General features: G+C 43.9%; 4 protein-coding genes. 1 reads left to right on the top strand and 3 read right to left on the bottom strand.

Annotated features, from left to right (window positions below; genetic code table 11):
• The 3 genes from V7D78_RS16630 to pseB all read right to left on the bottom strand — a co-directional run.
• The coding region (locus V7D78_RS16630; RefSeq protein ID WP_442886718.1) for a cytidylyltransferase domain-containing protein at positions 1-240 on the bottom strand (240 nt) is incomplete at its 3' end.
• On the bottom strand, positions 237-1,403 hold the full coding sequence (gene pseC / locus V7D78_RS16625) for a UDP-4-amino-4,6-dideoxy-N-acetyl-beta-L-altrosamine transaminase (RefSeq protein ID WP_333609573.1): 1,167 nt from the start codon (positions 1,401-1,403) through the stop codon (positions 237-239). The genes pseC and V7D78_RS16630, both read right to left, overlap by 4 nt.
• Positions 1,400-2,401, bottom strand: coding sequence for a UDP-N-acetylglucosamine 4,6-dehydratase (inverting) (gene pseB / locus V7D78_RS16620; RefSeq protein ID WP_333609572.1), 1,002 nt, complete (start codon positions 2,399-2,401; stop codon positions 1,400-1,402). Before pseB ends, pseC begins: the two co-directional genes overlap by 4 nt.
• A 211-nt stretch (positions 2,402-2,612) precedes the next feature.
• Between pseB and V7D78_RS16615 the strand changes: the two genes are divergently transcribed.
• Positions 2,613-2,906 (top strand): flagellin N-terminal helical domain-containing protein (locus tag V7D78_RS16615; RefSeq protein WP_442886716.1); only part of this gene is annotated, 294 nt, incomplete at its 3' end.

Genomic DNA, 2,906 nt, shown 5'->3' with positions numbered 1-2,906 from the left:
AGTGCCGGTATGATCATCAGCTAACTGTGAATCACGCATAAAAGGCACTTCAGCCCCATGTTGCCGGGCAATATCCGCTATCTCATGATCGTCTGTTGATACCACTACTTTATCAACCACGCCACTTTCTAGTGCAGCCCTAATCGGGTAAGCCAACATCGGCTGACCGCAAAAATCTTTAATATTTTTCCGGGGTATGCGCTTACTACCACCTCGGGCAGGGATAATGGCAATGTTCATTGTAGTTTTTCTAAAAAGCGTTGCAGGGTAGCAACCACACTGTGTTGCTCCTTTGCTGTTAAACCCGGAAACAGCGGTATGGTGACTGCCTGTTGATAATACAGCTCAGCTTGTGGGCAATAGCCAGCTTTAAAACCGAGTTGCTGATAATACGGCTGCAAATAGATGGGAATATAGTGTAAATGCCCGACAATACCTTGCTGTCGAAGAAACTGAACACAGTCTTTATGCTGGGTTTTATTAAGATTTAGCAGCCTGATTACATAAAGATGATAGCTGCTGTAAGCATAGGGCTGCTGTTGTAATGGGGAAATGCTGGAATTATCAGCAAAGGCATCATCATACCACTTTGCTAGTAGATGACGTTCAGCAATAAAGCGGGTCAATTTGCTTAACTGACTTACACCTAGGGCTGCCTGAATATCAGTCATTCGATAATTAAAGCCTAATAATTGCTGCTGATAGTACCAAACCCCATGGCTAGGTTCAGTTAGCTCTGTTGTTTCTGAGGTAATGCCATGACTGCGAAGCATTTGCATTTTCCGGGCAAGCTCCGGGTTGTTAGTGGCGGCGATACCGCCTTCACCACAGGTAATAATTTTAACCGGATGAAAACTAAACACGCAGATATCAGAATAGGCACAATTACCAATTGGTTGCTCGAGGTAGCGGGCGCCAATCGCATGAGAAGCATCCTCTATAACCGCAAAGCCATATTCTTTTGCCAAGGTACCAATTACTGCCATATCACAAGATTGACCGGCAAAATGCACGGGTATGACGACTTTAGGTACAGTATTTGTTTGCCTGGCTTGTATAAGCTTTTCTCTAAGTGCCTGACAGCAAAGATTGCCTGTAGTGATATCGATATCGACAAAATCGACCTTTGCACCACAGTAAAGTGCACAATTAGCAGAAGCAACAAAGGAGTTAGGAGACGTCCAGACGATATCGCCAGGGCCAACGTTTAGCGCTAAACAAGCAATATGTAACGCAGAAGTGGCGCTATTGACGGCAACAGCAAACTGCGACTGACAATGTTGTAAAACAGCCTGTTCAAACTCAGGTACTTTCGGACCTTGCGTTAACCAGTTTGATTGCAGCACTTCTTGTACGGCCGCAACATCTGCTGCGTCCAGTTGTTGTTTGCCGTAGGGGATCATAAATCAGCAACTTGGTTGCACTGACGGATCTCATCAATGCTTAAGAAATGCGGGTTGGTATTTGAAACATATTCAAAACCCTGTGACACCAGTTGTCCCTGCTCTCCTTGGGCGTTAGTGGTAAAGTCATTACTGCGATTAAAAAATTTAATCGCTGGTGCTATAACAAAATGATCTGCAAATTCGTAGGTATGAAACGACATATCGCCAGGGCACATCATTTCATGCAGTTTTTCACCCGGTCTTATACCGACAATTTTAATGGGCAAATCAGGAGCCATCGCTTTGGCCAAATCAGTAATTTTAATAGAGGGGATTTTGGGGACGAAAATTTCACCGCCTAACATACGCGCAAAATTTTTCAGTACAAAATCCACTCCTTGTTGCAGGGTTATCCAAAAACGAGTCATTTGTTCATGGGTTATGGGCAAATGATCGGCGTTTTGATGCAGTAATTGTTGAAAATAGGGTACAACCGATCCTCGAGAGCCGACAACATTGCCATAACGTACTACTGAAAAACGAGGTCGACTGCCACCAACCATATTATTTGCGGCAATAAACAGTTTATCTGAAGCCAGTTTGGTTGCGCCATACAAGTTAACCGGGTTTGCTGCTTTGTCTGTAGACAGCGCAATCACTTTATCAACATTACAATCTATAGCGGCATTAATGATATTTTCAGCACCATTAATATTAGTTTTAATACATTCGGTAGGATTATATTCGGCAGCTGGCACTTGCTTGAGAGCTGCGGCATGAATAACAAAATCCACATCATGCATGGCACGGCGCAGCCGCTCAGGATCTCGTACATCACCGATAAAATAACGCATACAGCGATCATTAAACCGTTGCTGCATTTCGTATTGTTTGAGTTCGTCACGTGAAAAAATGATGATTTTTTTAGGTTTGTAACGAGCCATTAAGGTTTCGGTATATTTATGGCCGAATGAGCCGGTGCCGCCGGTGATCAGTATAGTTTTTCCGTCAAACATATTGCACCCTCAAATCTACATGTATCATTTTAGCCAGCTTTTTGACGCCATTACTAAGAACTTAGCATAAAGTATACCTAAAGTAAGTTTATTAGTAATTTTAGGGTGTTAGCCATCACTGGTGTTGTTTATTTTTTAGGCCCATATCATTGGTGCATCACGCCTGGATAGGCTAAACTTGACTAAGGTTTTATGCGATTGAGGCATGACAATGAAAATCAATAATCCCGGCAATTTGAACCCCCTGAACCAGGCGCAGTTACAACAAGACAGCTTGCTGAAAAAACTGGCCACGGCGCGGCGTATTAACAGTGCGGCAGATGATGCTGCAGGCTTGCAGATTGCTAACCGTTTGGATAGCAGCACAGCGGGGAAAGCTCAGGGTGAGCGTAATCTGTATGATGGCATCTCACTGGCCAGAGTCTATGAGCAAGGCTTGCAGGGTATTAATGATAACTTGGGAGAGCTAAACCGCTTAGCGGTGGCGGCAGGCAATGGCATTTAT

This window comes from Arsukibacterium sp. (genome assembly GCF_036735525.1).
Lineage (GTDB): Bacteria > Pseudomonadota > Gammaproteobacteria > Enterobacterales > Alteromonadaceae > Alishewanella.
Note: the sequence above shows the minus strand (reverse complement) of the source record. Positions and strands in the feature narration are given on the sequence as shown.

Bases quoted from the DNA above. Each gene is read 5' to 3' on its own strand.
- pseC (WP_333609573.1), bottom strand. From the start codon at position 1,403: ATGATCCCCTACGGCAAACAACAACTGGACGCAGCAGATGTTGCGGCC.
- pseB (WP_333609572.1), bottom strand. From the start codon at position 2,401: ATGTTTGACGGAAAAACTATACTGATCACCGGCGGCACCGGCTCATTC.